The organism is Methylobacter marinus A45 (assembly GCF_000383855.1).
GTDB classification, from domain to species: domain Bacteria; phylum Pseudomonadota; class Gammaproteobacteria; order Methylococcales; family Methylomonadaceae; genus Methylobacter; species Methylobacter marinus.
The window spans coordinates 3,326,453-3,346,176 of record NZ_KB912877.1; the positions used below are offsets into that span (position 1 = coordinate 3,326,453).

General features: G+C 52.2%; 19 protein-coding genes and 1 pseudogene. 14 read left to right on the plus strand and 6 right to left on the minus strand.

What is annotated here, in order from left to right; translation table 11 throughout:
- Positions 1-880 precede the first annotated feature (880 nt).
- Both METMA_RS25850 and METMA_RS0115900 read left to right on the plus strand, forming a co-directional pair.
- A complete protein-coding gene (locus METMA_RS25850; protein ID WP_152565172.1) occupies positions 881-1,174 on the plus strand; it encodes a hypothetical protein in 294 nt (97 codons plus the stop codon).
- 195 nt (positions 1,175-1,369) lie between these two features.
- The gene (locus METMA_RS0115900; protein ID WP_020160097.1) at positions 1,370-1,765 is read left to right on the plus strand and encodes a hypothetical protein; all 396 of its coding nucleotides are present in this window, start codon (positions 1,370-1,372) and stop codon (positions 1,763-1,765) included.
- A gap of 120 nt (positions 1,766-1,885) precedes the next feature.
- Here the strand turns inward: METMA_RS0115900 and METMA_RS0115905 are convergent, their stop codons facing one another.
- Positions 1,886-3,445 carry a hypothetical protein gene (locus METMA_RS0115905; RefSeq protein ID WP_020160098.1) on the minus strand — a complete coding sequence of 520 codons (1,560 nt, stop codon included), beginning with the start codon at positions 3,443-3,445 and terminating at the stop codon, positions 1,886-1,888.
- A 1,860-nt stretch (positions 3,446-5,305) separates the two neighbouring features.
- Here METMA_RS0115905 and METMA_RS0115925 point away from each other — a divergent pair.
- From METMA_RS0115925 to METMA_RS0115970, 10 genes are all read left to right on the plus strand, one after another.
- Positions 5,306-7,330 carry a caspase family protein gene (locus METMA_RS0115925; protein ID WP_084254144.1) on the plus strand — a complete coding sequence of 675 codons (2,025 nt, stop codon included), beginning with the start codon at positions 5,306-5,308 and terminating at the stop codon, positions 7,328-7,330.
- A 61-nt stretch (positions 7,331-7,391) separates the two neighbouring features.
- A complete protein-coding gene (locus tag METMA_RS0115930; protein ID WP_020160103.1) occupies positions 7,392-8,996 on the plus strand; it encodes a serine/threonine-protein kinase in 1,605 nt (534 codons plus the stop codon).
- Between the two features lie 421 nt (positions 8,997-9,417).
- Positions 9,418-11,517, plus strand: coding sequence for a type VI secretion system Vgr family protein (locus tag METMA_RS0115935; protein WP_020160104.1), 2,100 nt, complete (start codon positions 9,418-9,420; stop codon positions 11,515-11,517).
- A gap of 11 nt (positions 11,518-11,528) precedes the next feature.
- Positions 11,529-12,071 carry a DUF4123 domain-containing protein gene (locus METMA_RS24820; protein ID WP_020160105.1) on the plus strand — a complete coding sequence of 181 codons (543 nt, stop codon included), beginning with the start codon at positions 11,529-11,531 and terminating at the stop codon, positions 12,069-12,071.
- Positions 12,072-12,127: 56 nt separating this feature from the next.
- The gene (locus METMA_RS0115945) at positions 12,128-12,415 is read left to right on the plus strand and encodes a PAAR domain-containing protein (RefSeq protein WP_020160106.1); all 288 of its coding nucleotides are present in this window, start codon (positions 12,128-12,130) and stop codon (positions 12,413-12,415) included.
- Between the two features lie 11 nt (positions 12,416-12,426).
- Positions 12,427-12,849, plus strand: coding sequence for a hypothetical protein (locus METMA_RS0115950; RefSeq protein ID WP_020160107.1), 423 nt, complete (start codon positions 12,427-12,429; stop codon positions 12,847-12,849).
- Positions 12,850-12,852: 3 nt separating this feature from the next.
- Entirely contained in the window at positions 12,853-13,758 is a 906-nt protein-coding gene (locus METMA_RS0115955; RefSeq protein WP_020160108.1) for an HNH endonuclease, read from the plus strand.
- Positions 13,759-13,770: 12 nt separating this feature from the next.
- Positions 13,771-14,358, plus strand: a complete 588-nt coding sequence (locus METMA_RS0115960; protein ID WP_020160109.1) for an SMI1/KNR4 family protein — start codon at positions 13,771-13,773, stop codon at positions 14,356-14,358.
- Between the two features lie 46 nt (positions 14,359-14,404).
- A complete protein-coding gene (locus METMA_RS26575; RefSeq protein WP_084254145.1) occupies positions 14,405-14,983 on the plus strand; it encodes an SMI1/KNR4 family protein in 579 nt (192 codons plus the stop codon).
- Positions 14,976-15,776 (plus strand): cell division cycle protein 123 family protein, encoded by an 801-nt coding sequence (locus METMA_RS0115970; RefSeq protein ID WP_020160111.1) that lies wholly within the window; start codon positions 14,976-14,978, stop codon positions 15,774-15,776. Before METMA_RS26575 ends, METMA_RS0115970 begins: the two co-directional genes overlap by 8 nt.
- Before the next feature lie 293 nt (positions 15,777-16,069).
- Here the strand turns inward: METMA_RS0115970 and METMA_RS0115980 are convergent, their stop codons facing one another.
- From METMA_RS0115980 to METMA_RS0115995, 4 genes are read right to left on the minus strand one after another with little or no spacing between them, the layout of a single operon-like run.
- Entirely contained in the window at positions 16,070-16,639 is a 570-nt protein-coding gene (locus tag METMA_RS0115980; RefSeq protein WP_020160113.1) for an HvfX family Cu-binding RiPP maturation protein, read from the minus strand.
- Positions 16,636-17,415: an HvfC family RiPP maturation protein gene (locus METMA_RS0115985; RefSeq protein ID WP_020160114.1), complete on the minus strand. Its 780-nt coding sequence runs from the start codon at positions 17,413-17,415 to the stop codon at positions 16,636-16,638. The genes METMA_RS0115980 and METMA_RS0115985 overlap by 4 nt, the downstream gene beginning before the upstream one ends.
- Complete coding sequence (locus METMA_RS0115990; protein WP_020160115.1) at positions 17,412-18,284, minus strand: HvfB family MNIO-type RiPP peptide maturase; 873 nt, start codon at positions 18,282-18,284, stop codon at positions 17,412-17,414. Before METMA_RS0115990 ends, METMA_RS0115985 begins: the two co-directional genes overlap by 4 nt.
- A gap of 19 nt (positions 18,285-18,303) precedes the next feature.
- Positions 18,304-18,618, minus strand: coding sequence for an HvfA family oxazolone/thioamide-modified RiPP metallophore (locus tag METMA_RS0115995; protein ID WP_036253974.1), 315 nt, complete (start codon positions 18,616-18,618; stop codon positions 18,304-18,306).
- 151 nt (positions 18,619-18,769) lie between these two features.
- Here METMA_RS0115995 and METMA_RS26580 point away from each other — a divergent pair.
- Positions 18,770-19,110, plus strand: a pseudogene (locus tag METMA_RS26580) (transposase).
- Positions 19,111-19,341: 231 nt separating this feature from the next.
- A complete protein-coding gene (locus METMA_RS27075; protein ID WP_020160117.1) occupies positions 19,342-19,485 on the plus strand; it encodes a hypothetical protein in 144 nt (47 codons plus the stop codon).
- A 13-nt stretch (positions 19,486-19,498) separates the two neighbouring features.
- Here METMA_RS27075 and METMA_RS0116005 read toward each other — a convergent pair whose 3' ends face one another.
- On the minus strand, positions 19,499-19,723 hold the full coding sequence (locus METMA_RS0116005; protein WP_020160118.1) for a GDCCVxC domain-containing (seleno)protein: 225 nt from the start codon (positions 19,721-19,723) through the stop codon (positions 19,499-19,501).
- Between the last annotated feature and the right edge of the window lies 1 nt (position 19,724).

The following is a 19,724-nucleotide window of genomic DNA, read 5'->3' on the forward strand; positions in this document are numbered from 1 at the left end:
TGACATCGGGAGGTTGCTTTTCAACCCAATCCTTATAATGGATTTCCCCAGGGCATTGAACGACAATTCGATCGCATAGTCGAAATCTTTATTTCAGGAAAAGGTGTGTCAATCATGTTCTCACATGGCTTCAAACGACACGTCATACGCGTTTCAAATGCTCTTTTCGTCAACTTGTGCTTGGCCTCGACAGTATCTCGCGGGCAAGGCAGTGAGAATGGCGCTCCGCCTTTTAAACCATCGGCAGGGCAAATGCCCGTCTTCCCGACTTAACCCCATTCGCCCGCAGAGTGAGGCAATGATGAAAAAGCGAATACTATCTTCATTGGCCATAATCGGGTTTGCCCTGGTGATTCAAAGCTGCGCTATCTACGCTCATCCTTATGGGCATTCGGTAGGATTTTATGGCAACGGGCCTTATTACGGCTTTACCTACGGTTACTGGCCCTACGGCTATTACAGATATCGTCCTTATTATCGTGGCTACAGGCCTGGTTATCGGTCTGGCTATAGGCCTTATCGGTCTTACAGATATGATCGCAGAGGTTACGGTTGGGATGGTCGACGTAATTGGGAACGCAGCCGCAGGTTCGGGGGCAGTCGTAGCTGGGGCGGCAGCCGCAAGTTTGGGGGTAGTCGTAGCTGGGGCGGTGGCCGCAAATTTGGAGGCAGCCGTAGTCGGGGCGGTAGCGGAAGTTATGGCGGGCGGGGACGTCGCTGACATTGAGGCTCTTGTATACGCACGTGATCCTCAGGTTGCGGGGCTAATCCGAATAAACCGCATCTTCCAAGTATATGCTGTACCTCGTCTGTGAATTAGGAAATAATGGCGCTGCCAATGCCCATGCAAACGATCGATCCTTAACGGAGGGTTTCCAAAATGTTGCGGATTTTAAAATCCTTAGTGCTGGTCTTTATACTCAGCTCGTGCTCTACACTACCGGCGGGTCCCAGTGTGTTGGTGCTGCCCGACGGCACTAAAGATTTTAGTCAGTTCCAGGCTGACGATGTGATATGCAGGCAATACGCCTATAAACTGATTACCGCGTCGCAAAAAGAGCCCGATTCCAAAGAGGAAGGCCAACAAGGTTATGACATCGGCTATATCCAGTGCATGTATGGAAAAGGACATCAGGTTCCAGTGCCGGAAGAGATAATATACGATAGTTTGTAAGAATGGTTATGCGCCTTTCACCGGATTGGCGGTCGTCGCAATAGACGCGGTTTAAATTAACGGATAATGTAACGGCCCATTTGCAAATCCGTTTCAGGCATGGGCGTGTCAATCCGTATGGCATGTTTGCACGTCAGCAGCGATAAAACGGACCGGTCAATGATTCCTCTTACCTTTTAGCGATTAACGAAAAAAATGAGCATTAAATCGAGTTTATTAAAAATAGCCATAAAGCTGACGCCCAACATATTGATCGTTTGGGTCTCAAATAAAATCCTTAAAGGCATTGCAGAATTAACCGCCTTTAAGTTTGACGTCGACGCACGAAAAATCTACGCCCAAACAAGGCTCTACGGCGAAGAAAATACGATAGATATCTGTCTGGAGGATTTTGCTGTTTTTCACGATGGAGAATCGTATCGGTTTATCATTCATCATGCGCAATCAGACCGTCCCTGGTTGAATAATTTATTGGCCCGGGTTATAGGAAAAGCCTGGAAAATTCCTGAGATACCACAACTCACGTCTCAAATTGAGCTGGCGGCGGAACTGTTCAAAACCGCGCCTCCCGCACTGGAAAGGGCTGAGTGAAGGCCAGATTCAAATTCGGTTACAGCTGAGACAGCCGGCTTTGCCTGTTCTCAGCTGAATTGGCCGGTTCAACGCTTCCCGATGCGGGCCCGGGTAAATAAACGGGGCTTTTGCGGCCAGCTACAGTTGGCGCATAAACGCGACCAGGTCCTGCTTCTCCTGGGGCGCAAGTTTAAGCTGCAGCACGAGATTAAAAAACTCCACCGTATCTTCCAGCGTCAGAGCCCGGCCATCATGCAGATAGGGTGGGCTTTCCTTGATGCCGCGTAAGGTAAAGGTCTTGATCGCGCCGTCGCCGGGCTCGTTCTTCAAAAAACGCTCAAGATGCAGATCGTGCATCTGGTGGTCCAGATAGGCCGGCGGCATATGGCAGCTGCTGCACTGGCCCTTGCCGAAGAAGATTTTCTCGCCCCGTAACTCGCTCTCGGTCGCTTTGGCGGGATCGAGCCGGCCGGTTGAAGGGTCGAGCTTGGGCGCTGGAGGAAAATCGAGCATATTCTGCATCTGCGCCATGTGGCTGACATGAATGCGATCGAGGATCGGGAAGCCCTTTTTCATGGCGTGGATTGGATCGCCGTTGAAGTAGGCGGTGCGGAACTCGAATTCGGTGAAGTCCTCGACCGAGCGCAGACTGCGCTTGGAACCGTGGATCTGCTGGTTGAACATTCCCCGGAGGCTTGTGGTATCCAGCCGGAAGCGCCGTTCCTGTGGCCGATCGTCCGGATTCAGGTGGAATTGCCCGGTGGTATGGCCGTTGACATGGCAATCGAAGCAGGTGACGCCGAGGCTGGGCTGGACGCTCTTGCGATCGTCGGTCGGATTGAATTCTTCCTGCGGAAACGGCGTCAGCAGAAACTGCAGCCCGTTGAGCTGTACCGGCGTCAGGATATCCTTGAACAACCGATAGAAGTTATTGATCGAGACCACTTCCCCGCGCGATACATCGCCCAGTTCGGGACGGTTGTGCAAGAAAATGGCGGGCGGAAACTCCGGAAGAAACGCCTCGGGCAGGTCAAACTCCACATCGAAGCGCTCGAGCCGCGGGAACATCTTGATCTGCATCTGGGGGAAAACCTGGCCGCCATTGGACTGCAACGGATGCGGCAGTGAAGGATAGGGAAAAATCCCGCGCTGTTTGACTTCTTCAGGGGCCAGCGACGCCAGCTCATCCCAGCTCATGCCGTCGGCCAGTTTGGCGGTAGGGCCTACTGCCAGGGGCTTGCCCCGGGACATCTTGGCTGCCGGGTCGAATTTTGGCTTGAGGTTATACCGTCGCTCCAGTAATTGACGCTGGGCCGACATCACGGAAGGCTTATTATCGATCTCCTTCTGCATGATGGCGGTAGGTTGCTGGAACGGTTCATCGGCGTTCAGCGGATCCCTGTAAAAATCGAATCCCGAGACTTTGCCTTGCTTCGGTTGGTCCTCGAAGACCGGCGAGGAGGGACTGGCTTTGGTGGCATTGAAAACGTCCGAGCGGTCATGCTGGCTTTTCTTCTGCTCGGGCCGCTCGACAGGCACCGACTTCGGCGTTTGCGCCTCGGCTACTGCATCGGCGCGCGTGCGCTTCGGGGCATCATCCTGAGCCAGGGCCAGCGTGAACCAACCGCCTAGAAATACGCTTATGAATAGCTTGCTGAAATCGACAAAAGCCGCTTGCGGTGAACAGGTCGGTGCCATATTCGTCTCCTTGATACTATCGATTGTAGCGTTGAGAGGAGTAAGAGATTTAACGGGCTTTAAGAATTCGACACGACATTATAACTGCCCTCAGGCATTGTCAAGCGCTCCTGGCGCAAAGCAGGCCAAAGTGAGTGAAAATGATCAGTTTTTCAGAAACCCAATGATTTTATAAGTAATTTTTAAGATGCATTGCCCACGAAGATGTGTTTAGTCCATGTAAATGATGTAACGCAGTTGCCGGTTTGAATTCACTCGTCGGGACAACCTCAGGCATCGACTCAATTGGTAAGGACGGGAAACATAGCTATACTTAAAAAATTAACAGCGCCGCCTGGTCCTTTACCAGTTGGGGGCGAGAAAAAACTCATGGACATTTTGTGCTAAGGAATCCGGCAGATCGAGGTCAGGCGGTTTGCGCCGGGTGCGGTACTCGATATTTCGACGAGTCGGGCAAGAGGATGTCGTCGATAGAGCCGCGTACGGGCATGTGGCCGGCGTCAGTTACCTTGACGGCCATGGGCATGATTTTCTGGGGAGTGCTGATCGTGTTCCTGTATAGCGCAGCCTTGATATCGGCTCAAGGTCAAAAAGATACAGCTCATACTCTAGAATGAAACGCTTTGAAGCACTATAATAATCAGCACATTATAATACTGTGCAACGTCTCTGCCGCAGTGGCTTTTATCTTACGGCGGGCCGGGAAACTATCCTGGGGGAGCAGGCGTCAGGCAGTGCGCAGTGCATGTATAATCCGGTCTCGATCGGCGGTGGGCGGGCGTTATTTCATCAAAGCCAGTTCCAAGCCATTGCCGATTATCCGCAAGATGGCCCGAAATTGATTCAGGGTTAAGGATACGGCCATTCCGAACAATGGAGAGAAAAATATAATGGAGAGAGAATCCCCAATCCCACACCCCTGTATAAAGCGGGACGAAGGCCGGCTTGCGCTCATTGCAGCCTGGCGACGCCGCCAGAGGGGGCGAATAAACGCGCTAATGTCCGGTTCCAATGTTGCTGGAATTCACCTGAAGGCCGGGGCCAGTCGCCATGATTGGCCGCACAAGCTCACAACCTGGCTGGCGATCAAGAGCCACCGTCTCGACAAAAAACCATTAATAATTGAGAAGCCCGGCCATTGGCTTGCAAGGCCGGTTTAGGACGGATTTTTTATGCGAATCGACAAGCATTGTCCGTCAAACAAGCACGGTTCAGTTTGTGAACATATCTTATGCACGCGTTCACGGACTTGCACGGCATGCAGAGTTAAGCCTTGTTGCGGCGCGCATGCCATAAGAAACATCCTGAACACGGACTGGCGATACTTACAGGAGTCGTTAGAGAGCTAAAAAAAAGAGGAATCGGACCAAGGCCTTTATGGCCAGCCAAAGCACACCCATGAAACAGGAACTTGACAGATGACAATCAGGAATTTCCAGCCTTCTGGCTGGGGAGGTCGTTAACAGCCGTTAAATGACCTATATGCCTCTCTGTTGCCGCCGTGAACTATAACACTACAGCTACAGTCGGGCCGGAAATATAAATAAAGTGCAGAGCCGAATATTTTTGGGGAATCTTCAAATTTTCAGCAAAGTTACACAAAATCAGGACTTACGCAAACCTGTGGGGACGACTTCGCCTAAAGCGCCTATTGTTGGCAGTCGCCTCTTGGGTCTGCAATGGGCGACTACCCTAAAGGGCATAAATAAAGTCGCCCCCACAGGTTTTAGATCCGCTTGCTTCGACGGTTGAACAAGCAAACTGCGTGAGTCCTGAAAATTTAAGTTACAAAAAATCCTGTCTCGCCAGGATTTATTATTAAGGTGAGCCAATCGCCAATACCTAAGGGAGCCATTAAAAATGATTTTTACAAGGAAAACACCTCCTTCCGCCGCCTGTTTTCTACGGACTGCAACGCCGAAGTATTTTTTTCTGTCCTTGTTTTTTACCTTGCTGATCGGCTGCCAGGTCGACCCCCCCGTTATTGATCTCAATCATTCCAAGGTGATAGGCCCACCGCCGCCGGATATCCATACGCTGTTCGTGGTCGATTGTTTACTGCCGGCATATGTCCGCAGACTCGGCACACAGGTGACCGACGCCTTGAGCCGCCGTCCCGTCAAAACCACAGCAGGCGAATGCGAAAATCATGGCGGCGAATATGTGGCTTATGATCGCGCCGATGTTGAATCGGCTTTAAAAGTGTGGGAGGCACAGGCGCAATCGGGGGATGCCGAGGCTCAGGCGGTACTGGGCGAGATTTACGAAAAAGGCCTGGGAGGGACGGCCGACCCCGCGCTCGCGGCCCAATGGTATTTAAAAGCGGCTAAGCAGGGGAATTCCAGGGCTCAGGTTAACCTCGGCCATCTTTACGAACAAGGACTGGGCGTAAGGAAAAGCCTTCGCACTGCATTGAAATGGTATCGCCAGGCATCAGGGCTTGCGAATTCGGGCCTGCGGTATGCATCGGTGACCGAAGCGACCGTGTCCGATACCCCTAAAAAGCAACGGCGGCACAAGATTGGAAATGGCGCGTCTGATTCCGGCCATCTGCAACAGATGGCGCAATCCAGGCAAAAACTGGAACAGATGCAAGCACGGCTGAAAGCGCTGGAGTCGGAATACCACGACACATTTGCCCGCATCAAGAAGGACATGAGCGGCATTGAAAGCAAGGCGCCGCAAACTGACAAACTCAAACAGGATAAGGCCGAGCTATTGGTCCAGGCGCAGCAGATCAAGGAATTGAAAGAGTCGATCGAACAAGAACGGCGGACCCTCGCAAGCCTTGAAAACGCTCCGCTCATTGATATTAGCGACCCGTCGTTGACGCTGATTAGCGGCGAGCCCGGCTATCAGTTAAAGACTGACGTCCGCAGTAAAAAAGTTGCCGGCAAGATCGCGGCTGTCGGCAATTTGAAAACGCTGCGCATCAATAACCAAGTGATACCGGTCGGCGACGACGGCTCATTCCTTTCCCGTATCGCGCTTGCAAGCGCCTTGACGCCGGTCAGGATCGAGACGACCGATAAACAGGGCAAACGCTACTTCAGAACTTTTAATTTGCTGGCTAAAAATCAGGACATGGCCGCCGATGAACCAGCCTTGCCTGTCAAGACCCGTTCAGAATCCTACCCGTCCGTCGATTTCGGCCAGTTTTATGCGCTGATCATCGGCAATAATGACTATGAGCAACTGCCGGCGCTGGCAACGTCGGTAAATGACGCGAAAGCGGTCGACGACATGCTGCGGACGCGTTACGGCTATAAAACCACGCTGCTGATTAACGCCAACCGGCGTCGGATCATGGCGGCTTTTGATGAATTGAGCCAAACGCTGACCAAAAAGGATAATCTGCTGATTTATTACGCCGGTCACGGCAAGATCGATGTGAACGATCAAAGCGCCTACTGGCTGCCCGCCGATGCGGAAACGGGCAATAGCGCCACTTGGCTGTCCAGTCATCATATTTCCCAGTATTTGGGCGCGTTTCCGGCCAGGCATATCCTGGTCGTCGCTGATTCATGTTATTCCGATCTCATGAGTAAAAGGTCAATCGTGCGCCTGCCGGAAGGCATGTCCGAAAAAAGACGCGAGAAATGGATGGAATTCATGAATAATCGAAAAGCCAGAACCATCATCACTTCAGGGGGGGACAAACCGGTCCCGGATGCGGACAGCGGCCATTCAGTATTCGCCAATGCCTTTCTTAAAACATTGGAAGCCAATAACGGTTTGCTCAAGGACTATGAGCTGTTCAGATTCGTCTCCGGCATAGTCAAGCAAGCCGGGTCACAAGCCGATCAACAACAAAGTCCGCATTATTCAGCCTTGCAGTACGCCGGACACGAAAGCAGTCCATTCTTTTTCGTACCGGAGGGTTGAGCAGATATGCATTATTTGAAAAGTAAACAACTTTTTCGTTTGGTTTAGGGATACAGGCACAATGAATGCAGATGATTTAGCTTATGACGCCACACAAATCGCGCCTGCCGGAACAGGCCGCGGACCATCCGGCGCGTCAGGCGCATCAAAGCATGCGCTTGAGCGGGATGATGATGCGACGGTTCTGACGCAACCGGTAAAAAAGACGGCTGCGGCCGATAATGAGGCTGCAGCAGTCACCACGGCCACTTACAGAGAGATTCACAAGGAAGAAAAATTCAAACTGTTAAAAGTGGGTTCGATACTGAACAATCGCTTCGTGCTCAAGGAGGTGCTAGGCAGCGGCGGCATGGGTACCGTGTTCAGGGCGACCGATCTGCGCCGCCAGGAAGCGCAGGACCAGCAGACCGATGTCGCGTTGAAAGTGTTGAACGAGGAATTCAGGGATAATCCCGAACTGTTCGTTGCACTCCAGCGCGAAACGAAAAAATCGCAGATGCTGGCCCATCCGAATATTGTCAACGTTTACGATTTCGATCGTGACGGTAGCAATATTTTTATGGTCATGGAGATTCTGGAAGGACAATCGCTTTCTCAATACATACACGAAATCGCCCCCCAGGGCGGCATTCCGTTCGATAAAGCCTGGCCTATTATCGAAAAGTTGGCATCGGTGTTGGGTTATGCGCATAAAAAGAACATCATCCATTCGGATTTCAAACCCTGCAACATCTTCATCACCGACAGCGGCGAAATCAAGGTGCTGGATTTCGGTATCGCCTGTGCATCGGTAAGATCGGACCGGCACAGTCACGACAAGACGGTTTTCAATGCCCGCGACCTGGGTGCATTGACGCCGGCTTACGCCAGCCTGGAAATGTTTGAAAACCGCGAGCCCGATCCGCGCGACGATATTTACGCGTTGGCTTGTATCAGCTACGAATTGCTGGCCGGCAAACACCCTTTCGCCAAACTGTCCGCCCAGAAAGCGCTGGAAGTCAATCTGCAGCCGCCGGCGATTTCGGGGCTGAAACGCAGGCAATTTAATGCCTTAGCGCATGCCCTGGAGCTGAAAAGAGAGCATAGAACCGTTTCCATCACGCAATTCCTTGAGGAAATAGAGCCTAAATCGCCCTGGCCGAATATTATCAGAACGGCAAGGATTGCGGCGTTTGTCGCGGTTGCGGGAGGGTCTGTCTATGTTTATCAGAGTAGGGATACGGAGCCGGCAGTGATGGAACAGCTCCCGGAGCCGGCGGTGGCGGAGCAACTCCCGGAGCCCATAGTGGCCGAAGCAGGCCCGATGACCGAGGCGGTTGAGTTGCCCCCGGAGCCTGAAGTCGTTGAACTGACGCCGGAGCAGCAGCTTCAGGTTAAAAATCTGCTCGAACTGGCGCAAATTCATTTTGAAGTCGGCTACGTTACCGCGCCTTCAGGCAGCAATGCCTTATGGACTTATCGTCAGGCGCTGTCCATCGATCCCGATAACCAGGAAGCACAGCAGGGGCTGGAGAAGATCGCTGACTGGATGGAAGAACAGGCGATCACGCTATTCGATCAGCAAAAGTTTGATGAAAGCCTGGCAAAAGTTGAAGAGGGGTTGGCGGTGCTGCCTGAAAAAGACAGCCTGCTGACGTTGAAGCAGCAGATATTGAAAATGAGGTGACAGGCATGCCTTTGCAAACTCCCGGAAAATGCCCGTATGAGGGTGACAAGCGGGTTAATTGGCCTGCGCGAATCACCTGCGAACAACGCCTTGTAACGTTAGTAGTCAGTCAATTTAATTATGACGGTTAAATTGTAGGTGCGAATTTATTTATGCCCTATGGGTACTTGTGCCCTTTAGGGTATTCGCACTCTGAAAATTTTATTCGTCAGAACAAGGCTGACTGAGCACTATGCTCCCTGGCGTTCCGTGACGGTGGCGGAGCAGGGAAGACGCAAAGTACGCTAAATCGGTTGCATTAACTTTTGGCAGCTTTTTAATATTTACCTCATTCAGAGAAAGGTATTGCCGATGCAAGGTGTATCGGACGCTTATGCCTGACGCTCAGTGTTGAATGAACTTTAGTTCCAGGAAACAAAACATGGCAGTTACACAAAAAAACCGCAAGATCCAGGTATTTACTGCATCGCTAGCCGAAGATACCCTGTTGTTTTACCAAATGCTCGGCCGGGAGGGATTGAGCGAGCCGTTCGAGTACCGTCTTGAACTGGTGAGCGAAGATCGGGCCATCGATCCCGACAATTTACTGGGTGAAATGATCACCACCCGGATACAGTTGGAAGACGGCAGTTGGCGTTACTTCAATGGCTATGTCAGCCGGTTTGGCCAATACGGCGATCTCAATGTCTTTGCCCGTTATCTGGTCACAGTCCGGCCATGGCTATGGTTTCTCACCCGCACCTCCAACTGTCGGATATTCCAGAATCAATCCGTCCCCGACATCATCAAGCAGGTTTTTCATGAGCATGGTTTCAGCGACTTCAAGGAAAAGCTGAGCGGTAGTTATGCCAGCCGCGAATATTGTGTGCAGTACCGCGAGACGGACTTCAACTTTGTCAGTCGGTTGATGGAAGAAGAGGGGATTTACTATTACTTCACCCATGAAAAAGACAAGCATTACCTGGTGTTAGCCGACTCCAGCAATGCCCACGACCCGTTTCCCGGCTATGAGAACATCCCCTATCATGTCGAAAGCGGCAAAACGGACCGTTCCCGCAAGGATCATATTCACGCCTGGGCATTTACGCACGAAGTCCAGCCGGGTGCCTATGAACTTACCGATTACGATTTCAAGAAGCCTAAAGCCAATCTGCGAGTCAAATCGGTGCTCAAGGAACCCCACGCCCGAGCCGAGTATGAATTCTTCGATTACCCCGGCCGCTATACCGAAACCAGTGCCGGCGATAATTTTGTTCGCCTGCGCATCGAGGAACAGCATGCCCGTTTCGAACGTTGCGAGGGCAAATGCAATGCCCGTGGCCTGGCCGTCGGTTACCGGTTCAAGCTGCAGGAATGCCCGCGCAAGGACCAGAACCGTGAATACCTGGTGATTTCGGCTGATTACCATCTGCTGCTGGACGAATACGCTTCCGGTTCCAGTGTCGCCGGCGAAGAGAAACTCTTTGATTGCGGCTTTACCGTTCAGGATAACAAACGGCCTTTCCGCTCCCCGCGCGGCACGCCCAAGCCTTTTGTTCATGGCGCGCAGACCGCTGTAGTGGTGGGGCCCGCCGGCGAGGAAATCTATACCGACAAATATGGCCGGGTTAAAGTGCAGTTTCACTGGGACCGCTATGGCAAAGCCGATGAAAACAGCTCCTGCTGGGTGCGGGTTTCGCAGCCGTGGGCGGGGAAAAACTGGGGCATGATCGCTCTGCCTCGCATCGGCCAGGAAGTGCTCGTCGATTTTCTGGAAGGCGATCCCGACCAACCCATCATTAGCGGTCGGGTTTACAATGATGGCGCGATGCCGCCGTATAAACTGCCCGATAATGCCCACATCAGCACGATCAAGACCAACTCCACCAAGGGCGGCGACGGATTCAACGAACTGCGCTTCGACGATAAAAAAGGCGAGGAGCAGGTATTTATCCATGCCGAGCGGAATCTGGATGTCCGCGTTAAAAACGATAGCCTGGAATGGGTCGGCAACGACCGGCATTCAATCGTTAAAAAAGACCTGATGGAACAAATCGACGGTGATCGGCACTCAACGGTCAAGGGCGACAGCAACGCCGCGGTCACCGGCACCATTTCCATCAAGGCCGACCAGGACATGCAGGAAAAAGTGGGCATGAAGCACGCGCTCGATGCCGGCCAGGAAATCCATTTAAAAGCCGGCATGAACGTCGTCATCGAAGCCGGCATGAGCATTACCCTGAAAGCCGGCGGCGGCTTCATCGTCGTCGGGCCTTCGGGGGTGACGATCTCCGGTACGCCGGTGCTGATCAACAGCGGCGGGTCGGCCGGTTCAGGTTCAGGCAGTTCCCCGGATGTGCCTAAATTGCCCAAGGAAGCGGACCAGGACAAAGCCGGTCAGGTCGACGACGTCAAAGCCGCCTCGCGGCCGCCCAAACCGGTCACTTACGGCCCCTCCGCCATGGTCTTGAAGACGGCGGCGCAAAATGGCGCCCCGTATTGCGAAAAGTGCGCAGCCGCTGCCAGCGCCAATAAATCCTGAGGTTTCCGGGCATGACTATCAAATCCGACAGAACGGAAATATTACAGAAAAACCTGGTTCGCCAGTTGTTTTCCAGCCCCGGTCTGCAAGCCTACGCGGTCCTGGACGGCGCATCCAATCCGGCGTTGCTGGATCATCTGTATGGCGACCGGCCCGAATTCGCCTGCCTGTACCGTGGCGAACTGGCCCCGGATATCGCCGAATGCGCGCCTTATCTGGCCCGCCTGGAACCGGACACGCCGTTTACCGAATGGCTTACGGCCAGGGGGTGGGGCAGGCATTGGGGCATATTCGCGGTCGCCGGCTGCGACTTTCGCACCCTGCACCGGCATTTGCGCAAGCTGAATATGGTCTATGACGCGGAAAGCCATAAATCCCTGTTGTTCCGCTATTACGATCCGCGCGTGCTGAGCGCTTTCCTGCCGAGCTGCGATGCCGCGCAGGCTGAGGCGTTCTTCGGGCCGGTCAAAACCTGGTTCGCCGAAACAGACGATGGCGAGCGTCTGGCCCGCTTTTTTTTGGATCAGATGCAAGTTATAGTCGATAAGGCCTGAGGATGTGAGGTCCATCGCGGACCTTCAAAATTTCAATTAATCATAAAGGAGTGTCTATGCCCCCCGCCGCCAGAGTTACCGATATGCATACCTGTCCCATGGTCACCGGCACCGTGCCGCATGTCGGCGGCCCCGTTGCCGCCGGTTGTTCCACCGTGATGATCGGCTACATGCCCGCCGCCCGGGTCGGCGACATGTGCGTTTGCGTGGGACCGCCCGACACTATCGCGCAAGGCTCCGCCACCGTCATGATCGGCGGTATGCCCGCCGCCAGAATGGGCGATATGACCGCGCATGGCGGGGTGATTGCGGGAGGGTGCCCTACGGTGATGATCGGAGGCTGAGGAGAAAATACATGTTTACTCTTAGGCCAAACCAGTTTGATCAATTCTTACAGCATGATCCCGAACGCTTTATCGACCACTTGCTGGATTTCATTGCTGAAACCATGCCCGATGAAATCCGGGGCATTCCGCCGCGTTTGGTCAGGGAGCAGATCAGGGTCGCTATCGCCCGTGCCAGGAAATACGGCTTGACTAAAGATGAACAGGTGATGGGCTTTGTCAGCGTAATGTTTGAAATAGCCCCCAACTTCGATGAAGAACCGGTTTTGCAAAAGCTTTTAACTGACACACGGCTCAGTCCTTCTGAACGCTGGGAAGCGCTGTTTGCCGATACGCCCGAGCTTAATGCGGCCTGGGAACGCGCTGCTCACCCCAAGTTTTACGACGCCAATGCCTGGATTGAATCGGGTAATAATGATCAGGCAGGGAACTAAGCGATGGGGCAATACTTAAATCGCATTGAAGACGATACTGTTACATCTCTCAAAAAAGCTGAAACGGAACTTGCCGAACTGACCCAGAGCAAGGAATGGCAAACAACCAAAACTACTGCTGATATTGCCGGCATCGCTGATCCGTCACCCACAGCAGATACGGTATCGTTAGGCATGAGTGTTGCGGAAGGTGATTGGCTGGGGGCTTTTCTGTCCGGTGTCAGCTTCGTGCCTTATCTGGGCGATGCCGTAGCCAAACCGGTAAAAATTATCCGCACAACCGAAACGATTGCGGATATCGAAAAAAAGGCCGCCGCGCTGGCAAAAACCATCGACCATTACAAAAGTGCCGCAGCTCGTATTGCTCAACGCAAAATGGCGGCAGCGGCTGAACGTGCCAGGCGTGCCAAGGAAGCGACTGAGAAATATGCAAAAAAAATGAAGTGTGCGACATGTCCAAAACCTAAACAATATGGGACACAGTTGCCAACGTCGGGAAAGTGGACAGACGCAAAAGGCAATTTAGGCGAAAAAGGCAATTCACGCTGGACTTCGGATAATGGCTCTGTGTCTCTGGATTACAAGGAAGGTTATCCGGATTTCTCGACTAGCAACCCTCCTTCGATTTATCCCAAAGGAGAAGGCAAAGTTGAAATTGAAATGAAGGGAGATAAATCGGATTTTGCTGCGGCCAGAAAAGCTATGCAAGATAAGCTCGGAGATAAAAAATGGCCTGGCAGAGGGTTAGATGCACCTGAAGGCTACACTTGGCATCATTGTGAAGACGGTGCAACAATGCAGCTTGTAAGAACGGATGTTCACAACAAAGCCGAATCAGGTGCAGCACATATTGGTGGAGAAAGCATCGTTTCTGGCAAAGACAATTATAAAAAAGATACGCAATTTTAGGAGAATGAAAAAATGGTTGACTTTGTGCTTGAAAACATTAGCTTTGACGTGGAAATTCCAGGTGAACCTATCAGCGAAAAAGATTTGAGCGATCTTGAGGCAAAGTTAGGTACGCAGCTACCCTCACAACTGCGCAGTTATTATCTCCGTTGGAATGGTGGTATACCACTTCCTAGTAGTACCCCCGAGGATAAGTCTGTTTGGGTTCGTTTATACTGGAAAGAAGGGGCTGAGGCAGCCCATGTTGGCCCAGCTACCAGCTTCCAAGGCTTGTATAAAATTAACTCTTCTATCCCCGGGACCGATTTTCTTGATACCTGGAATGACTTCAAGCACCGTATTCCTCAAGATTGTCTGTGCTTTGCACGCGATCCTGGGGGTAGTCAATTTTTAATTGGCATTAAGGACTATAACCTCGGCAAGATCTATTTTTGGGAACGTTCTTATCAAGCTGACATCGGCGCAGGCGAACTTCCCGGCTATGACAATATCGCCGATGTCGCCAATTCCTTTGTGGAGTTTCTGCTGGCGCTGCGTGAAGAGCCGGACGAGGGTGAATCGCTTGAGGCCTGGGTAAAGCGCGTCTACCCGGAAAAATAGCGATTACTGCCTTAAACTGAACGCCAGATTTAAGTTAGAAATAACCATGGCTGAATTTGTTCTTGAAAATATTAATTTTGATGTAATAGAACCTGGCGAACCCATCAACGAGAAGGATTTGTACGATCTTGAGGCAAAGTTAGGTACGCAACTTCCAGCACAATTGCGCAGTTATTATTTGCGCTGGAATGGTGGTTTGCCATGCCCAAGCAGCATACCGCTTAATAAATCAGCCTGGGTACGCTTGTATTGGAAACCAGGGTCTGAAGCGGCTCGAGTTGGACCGGCTGCGAGCCTTCAGGAGTTTGCTGAGATTAACTCTTCCCCTGATATGGACTTTTTGCGTATCTGGAATGATTACAAACACCGTATTCCTCAAGATTGCCTGTGCTTTGCGTGTAATCCTGGGGACAGTCAGTTTTTAATTGGCATTAAGGACTATAACCTTGGCAAAATTTATTTCTGGCAGCGCGACTATCAAGCTGATATTGGCGCAGGTGAACTTCCCGGCTACGACAATATCGCCGATGTTGCCAATTCTTTTGTGGAGTTTCTGTTGGCGTTGCATGAAGAGCCGGACGAAGGTGAATCGCTAGAAGCCTGGGTGCGACGCGTTTATGGCTAATAACCAGCGAGTTGCCTGGTTACCCCCTTATGATTTTTCTGCCGCCAAAACCACTTTCATTGATGCTTGGCCTAAAGCCTGGAGAGATTTGGCGCCAGGCTATGACATTGTTCCTGTTGATCGGATCGAAATGAATGCTCTTGGCGCCCAGATTATGGGCTTCAGGCATTGGTTCACGCCCGCCTCGACGCAGCCCTTGATCCATCTAGCCCATCGCCTTGATGCCGTTATCGCTAAACAAAACCGGGCCTGTTTTATCCGCTTAAGCTCACGCAGTCCTAAAGATTCTATATACGCCTTGCGCAACGGCCTGTGCATTCGTGATGGCGCACAAGCCTTGGCGATCATCCTTGAAGGCTCTGAGCGCTGCGCCGCGGATCTGCGCATGGCGCTAGATTACCATCATCCGATGGCCATCATCGTGCGCAACTGGATTGATTTTCCACCCTGGGCGGAATTTCGTTGTTTTATGGTGGGACGCTGCTGGGTAGGGGCCAGTCAGGCAAGGCACCTTGAGCGGATTGCCTATCCCCCGATAGCTGATTACAAGTCAAAAATACTTGAGGTATTGAATGCGTCAATGAAAAAGATTGCTGCTGCATCACCAATCGATAATGCGGCGTTTGACCTGGTATTTGATAGCTTACAAAAATCAAATCATGCCATTTTGCTGGATGCAAATCCGCTGCTTGTCAGCACTGACACAGCACTTTTTTCTTCGATAGCCGATTTAGACTCGACTTTTCGCTTTCGGAATTCTAAAGATAATTCCATACGTAAAATTTCATTCTGATAAATTGCCATTAGTAATGGGCATGGAATAAATCAGGGAATTGTAGGTGCGAATTCATTTATGCCCTATGGGTTTGTGCCCACAATATACCTGTAAGGACTTGCAATCCATCCACGCCGGTTTACATTATCTGCAACGATTTCAGGTCAGCAACGGGCATTAAATGGGAAGCCCGTCCCGCAGCATTTTTTCTCGCAACTCTGTTGCCCGCACCGGATCCGGTGTATTGTTGAACAATGCTTTGATGTCGGCCGGATTTCGCATCCAGTTGCTCGCCTGCCTGACAGCTAACTTCAGGCGTGTTCTAACTCCTGGCATAAGCGAAAACGCAGCCAGGCATCGATGCTCAACCGTCCGGCACCGCTGAACAATAACGTGGTCAGCATCAACAAGTACATTAGCGGTAGTTTGAAATTGCCGTGACCCTGGTCTGTGATAGCGTAACCTTTCCATAACTCGACCAGAGAATGCCATTCGACAGGCCAGTGCACAGCGGCGATAGCCACTATAGTCAGCATCATCAATGCGGCGCTGAAGAACCGGGTCATAAAGCCCAGGATTAGCGCAAGCGGGGCGATGATCTCCAGGCCTGTCGCCAGGGTCCAATTGACATCGGCAGTTAGCAAATTGAAGGGAAATGGAAAGCTCAAATCGGCAAACCAGTTTTCACCATTGAGCTTTTCCAGACCGGCTTCGCCAAATTCATAAGCCAGCAGCAATCTCGGAAAAACCGGCGCCAGGCCATGCGCGTTGCGGTCAAACCAGCAGGAAAGCCTGCCCGGTAAGGCACAAACCTGTTGGATGCCGGATGAAATAAGGTTGGCAGAGCGGTTACCATAGTAGGATGTCGTCAGATTGTTCATGAGTAATGCTCCGGATGACTTGTGGGGCGGACGCCGATGATAGCGCCTTGGTGGTGTAAATCGAGCAGTGTATTCAGACCGAATCGGGTTAATTCTATAAACTGCGCATTCGTCAGCTCGCCTCTCATCGCCTGCAGGGCCTGTTCGCCGGTCAGGCCGTTATTTAACAGCTCGATCAAATAGGCCGTGGCCGGATTGAGGGCGATGAACCGTACCTGCTCGTCGCTGTCGCAAAAGCCGAGGATATGGGTGGTCGCAGCGGGCGGTTCAGTAGGCAGAGCGTGAGGGCCGATGTCCTGCACCGGCCACTGGTAGTGCAGCAACTGCATGACCGGCGCAAAAACAATTGTGCCGGATAGTAATTGCTCGCGGGTCAGTGGTGTGATCGTGATCGGTTCACTCTCGGCGATCGACAGCTGCAGTTCGATCCACTCGAAGTGCGCAAGCTCTGCCAGGAAGGGTAAATCATCGGCTCGATCGCGTTCCTGTTGCAGATATTGCACGAATTCATCAGGAATCTGCCGATAATACGGGGTCAGGCAGCGATGTCCGGCGATGAAATCCAGCAGCAATGACCGCCAGTCAGCTGGCGACAGGATACGGTGAATGGCTGGAAAGCAGGCCGTCAGACTTTCGTCGAATTTGTTGTAGAGCAGATCGGCATACACGGCCAGGCGTTCCGGCGCAAAGCCGGCGGGAATCTGTGTGGTTTGCGGCTGACGCAAGTAATGCAACAATTGCCGTTGCTGTTGTTGAAATAGCGGTGTCTGGTTCATGCGGCCGCCCCCTTGATGTCATCCGCGTTGCGGCAATATAGATGGTGCTTTTGCAAGGCACGTATGCGCTCAACTTCCGTCAACAATTCGGCCAGCGGCGGAATGTTGCTATCGCGCTCAACTAAAGTCGGAAACACGCCAAAGCAGCGATAGGCTTCAGCCAGCAAGTCCCACACCGGCTCGATAGTGTTCTGACCGTGGGTGTCGATAATCAACCCGGAAGGCTCCCTATCATGGCCGGCGACATGCCCGTAGACGATGCGCTCGCCCGGCAAGCCACGCAAAAACGCCACCGGATCGTAGCCGTGATTGACACTGTTGACGTATATGTTGTTGACGTCCAGGTGCAGATGGCAATCAGCCTCGGTCAATACGGCGTTGATGAAAGTCAGCTCGTCCATCTCCGCCTGTGGCGGCTGAAGGTAGTACGAGGCATTCTCCAGCGCGATGTGCCGCTCGAGAATATCCTGAGTCTGACGAATGCGACCGGCAACATGCCTGACCGCCTCACTGGTAAATGGAATTGGGTATAAGTCATACAACTGTCCTTCGTCGCTGCAAAAACTCAGATGCTCGGTGTACAAGGCAAAATCGTGATGAGCGAGAAACTGTTTTAGCTCGCTTAAAAACGCGGTATCAAGCGGTGCCGGACCGCCCAGCGACAACGCCAGACCGTGCGCCACGAAACGATGGCGCTCGGTCAGGCGGCGAAACTGCTTGCCCAACTGACCGCCGACGCCCACCCAGTTTTCCGGCGAGACTTCGAAAAAATCGATGTTGCCCGGCATACCGGCTTGTAGCGCCGGCAACAGCGCGCGGCGCAATCCTAGACCGGAGCCGGCCAGACCAAATGGATTGGAGGTGATCATCGGCGGTTACTCCGGCTTACTACTCGGTTTTGGCGCCGCAACCGCCTTCGGTCATCTTGCCGCTACAGCCGGCTTCCGGCATTTTGCCGCTGCAACCGCCTTCGGCGCCTTTCATCTTGTTGGCGCCGCATTTGCCTTCACCGCACTTACCTTCAGCCACTTTGCCGCTGCAACCGCCTTCAGCGGATTTATCATCGGCGGCCGCCAATTGTTGAGATTGGTTAATGCTGGACATCGCAAACGGATTTTCGCCGGCTTGAATAGCGGGCGCTGTGCTCAGCAATGTCGAAGCCAGGGCGCTGCTCAAAGTCAGGGATAAGGTTTTTTTGTTCATCAAGGATTCTCCAAGGGTTTGATATGTGATCAGGACAAGCAACAGTGCCTTCCTGCCCTATCAGTCGAGGCGTTTTTTTAATTTTCCATCATAAGGTTTAAACCACCGGCTTTAGCCGGTCAGCTTTAGCTGCGATAATCTGGCCAAGGCGGTGGCAATGGACTATAGATATGGCAGCCATACGGTTTATCAAATTGAGTACCATTTTGTTTGGGTAACCAAGTATCGTTACAAAGTGCCGAGTGGTGAAATAGCAGAGCGAGCAAGAGACTTGGTGCGCCAAACCTGCGAAGCGTTTGAGATACGAATTATAAAAGGCGTAGTGAGGAGGAGTTTCCGCACTTGAAGAAAGCGGTACTGGAGAAGACATTTTTGGGCGCGCGGTTATTTTTGCGCCACCGTTGGCCAGATGACCGATGAGATGATCAAACAGTATTGGAGCATCACTTTGAACCTAGTCCAAACGATAATTTTAAAATGGCGCCTGATTAAGACGCGTCGTTTAGTCGACGCGTATCCGGACTTTCAGTCCATTATTCGAACCCACCCGCTTGAGCGGGTGGTTGTTTAGTCCTTACAAAATTATTTGGCCCGCCCATGTCATTCATGTCGGAAAAAATTTTTTCAGGTGGTGGGATGAGGAAGCTTCACTGGTTCGCGACTTAACACAGATAACCTTATCAGCTGCCGAATCAAATTGACCTAATCCAAGGAAGGCGGCCTATGAAATCAACCCATGCCCAGGATCTGCAAGCCCTGATCGATCATGACTTGCTGGCTCGCTTGCTGGATGAATCGCTGCCGTATCTGTCGGTCGGAGAAGGTAGCGGCAAGAGCTGGCCGCAGCGTTTAAGAAACTGGCTTTGAATCGGGAATGGCATTACCGGCAGCAGCCGGCCTGTCCGTCACTCCGTTGAACCGGCGGACAGGCAACGCTGCCATAGGAACAGAATACGCAGCAATCGCCCGGCTTTGGCTTCAGCAAGGCATGGCAGCCCTGGCATTCATAAAACCACTGGCAGGCATCGCGAGGCATCGTCTCGGTTTTTCGGTAACCGCATACCGGACAGGTTAGCGTGGACTGCCATATGATCTGTTTCGTCATT